The sequence below is a fragment of the Arthrobacter zhaoguopingii genome, assembly GCF_009828605.1.
Lineage (GTDB): Bacteria > Actinomycetota > Actinomycetes > Actinomycetales > Micrococcaceae > Arthrobacter_D > Arthrobacter_D zhaoguopingii.
The window spans coordinates 1-1,564 of the sequence record NZ_WIAE01000035.1; the positions used below are offsets into that span (position 1 = coordinate 1).

Annotated in this window: 3 protein-coding genes; all 3 read right to left on the bottom strand. The window is 63.9% G+C overall.

Going from position 1 to position 1,564, the window contains the following annotated elements; translation table 11 throughout:
• Positions 1–69 precede the first annotated feature (69 nt).
• Complete coding sequence (locus GVV77_RS17995) at positions 70–465, bottom strand: RidA family protein (RefSeq protein WP_159620686.1); 396 nt, start codon at positions 463–465, stop codon at positions 70–72.
• Positions 466–497: 32 nt separating this feature from the next.
• Complete coding sequence (locus GVV77_RS18000) at positions 498–1,202, bottom strand: NAD(P)H-dependent oxidoreductase (protein WP_159620698.1); 705 nt, start codon at positions 1,200–1,202, stop codon at positions 498–500.
• Between the two features lie 31 nt (positions 1,203–1,233).
• A partial coding sequence (locus GVV77_RS18005; protein ID WP_343033091.1) for an ArsR/SmtB family transcription factor occupies positions 1,234–1,564 on the bottom strand: 331 nt, incomplete at its 5' end.

The window sequence follows — 1,564 nt, forward strand, 5'->3', positions numbered from 1 at the left end:
CAGCACCGTGGCTGCGGTGTAGTAGGGAGGGATGGCAGCGGGGCTGTCCCTCTCTCGGGTGCGCTGGCCTCAGGGGCGCTCGATCACGGCGGTGGCCTGTATCTCGATGCGCAGACCGGAGAGGACGAAGTCGATTCCTCCGAGAATGGCGGTCGGCGCGAAGTTCTCGTCCATCAGTTCGTGGCAGATGTCGATGAATTCGAACGCATCGCGGGCATCGGCCAGGTAGACCGTCAGATTGACGATGTTGGCCAGGTTCGTGCCGGCGGCCTCCAGAGCCAGTCCGACGTTGCGCAGGGCCTGCCGGGCCTGGGCGCCGAACTCGGGCGAAACGATGTTGTAGTCCTTATCAACCCCGGTCTGCCCGGCGACGAACGCGAAATCGCCGGCCGTGACGCACTGCAGGTAGGCGTACTTGCGGGAGTCGCCGAGCCCAGGGACCTCGATGTTGGTTTTAGTGATCATGACCGTGCTCCGGTTCTTCGGTTGTGAACGTCTCAGCGGACAGCGGCCGGTTCGGCCAGGAGCGTCTCGGTGACGTAGGCCCGGGCCTTCATGAGTGCCTGCTCACGCTCCTCGTCGCTGAGGCGTGCAGGCGCGTGAGTGACGAAGGGCTGCACCACGTCGTACCCGACGAACTCGAACATCCCGCGGCGGACGTGGTAGAGGAAGTCATCGAGCCCGCCGTAGCCGCCGGGCGCGGAGGCCGCGCCGGGCGCGAAGGATGCCTCGACGCCTCCTGTCGTGAGGAGCATCATGGCTTTCTTGTTCCTCATGCCGCCCTGGTCGAAGATGCCGTACTCGCCGCCGAAAATGGCGCCGAGCAGGAACACCTGGTCGATCCAGCCCTTGAGGATCGCGGGCATGGAGAACCACCACACCGGAAATGACAGCACGAGCAGGTCGGCGTCCTGCAGCCTGGCCAGGTGCGCCCCGACCGGTTCGGGGAGGGTGCCTTCAGCAAAGGCCCGCATCTGCTCGGCCTGGGGCTTGAAGTAGCCCGGGCCGTCCATGAACTGTCCGCGGCTCAGCACAGGGTTCCACCCAATGTCGTACAGATCAATGAAGTCGACCTCGACGCCCTCCGACCTCAGCTGCTGGGCCACCGCGGAAGCCTGGGCGGACGAGAACGAGGCGGGCTCGGGGTGGGCGTGGACGATCAACGCACGCCTGATGGGGTTGCTTGAATCAGTGAAAGTCATGCCACCATCATATCGACGTTTTACGAAATGTCTATATGAGTCTGTGCTGCAGCTGCTCCACAAGCTCGTCCACCTGCGTGCCGACGCGCCGGTAGTGCGTCCACTTGCCGATGCGGGTCGATTCCACCAGGCCGGCCCGCTCCAAGGAGTTCATATAGACCGATATGGTTGGCTGCGAAAGACCCGTCTTGGCCGCCAGGTGCGTCACGCACACCCCGTACTCCTCGCGGTCCGCAATCGGCTCGTACTCCGCGAAGGACTCCTCGGGCGTGCGCAACCACTCCATGATCTGGAAGCGCGTGGGGTTGCCGAGAAGTTTGAGGACGTCGACGAGCGATAAAGACATACTCCATGGTCTCACC